This window comes from Burkholderia ubonensis (assembly GCF_902833085.1).
Classification (GTDB): domain Bacteria; phylum Pseudomonadota; class Gammaproteobacteria; order Burkholderiales; family Burkholderiaceae; genus Burkholderia; species Burkholderia ubonensis.
This window is the reverse complement of record NZ_CADFEB010000024.1, coordinates 1-508: the sequence shown is the minus strand read 5'-3', so window position 1 is coordinate 508 and position 508 is coordinate 1. Positions and strand designations below refer to the sequence as shown.

The 508-nt window shown below is 65.7% G+C and carries 1 protein-coding gene; it reads right to left on the bottom strand.

Going from position 1 to position 508, the window contains the following annotated elements:
* Positions 1 to 508 (bottom strand): AMP-binding protein (locus HWX31_RS34650; RefSeq protein ID WP_175934020.1); only part of this gene is annotated, 508 nt, incomplete at both ends.

Genomic DNA, 508 nt, shown 5'->3' with positions numbered 1-508 from the left:
TCCTGGCCGACGTGCTTGTGATACCACATCCACGCTTCCGGGTTGATCGGCTCGCCGACCGTGCCGATGATGCGCAGGCTCGACAGGTCGTAGCTCTTCGGATGGACCTTGTCGTCGGCGTCGGCCGCCTTGATCAGCGAACGGATCGCGGTCGGCGCGGTGTAGAACACGCTGACGTGGTGATCCGCGATCATCTTCCAGAAGCGGCCGGCGTCCGGATAGGTCGGCACGCCCTCGAACACGACCTGCGTCGCGCCGCACGCGAGCGGGCCGTACGTGATGTACGTGTGGCCGGTGATCCAGCCGATGTCGGCGGTGCACCAGAACACGTCTTCCGGCTTCCAGTCGAACGCCCATTTCATCGTCAGCGCGGCCCACAGCAGGTAGCCGCCGGTGCTGTGCTGCACGCCCTTGGGCTTGCCGGTCGAGCCCGACGTATACAGGATGAACAGCGGATGCTCGGCGCCGACCCATTCCGGCTCGCACGTATCGGCAACGCCTGCGGTCA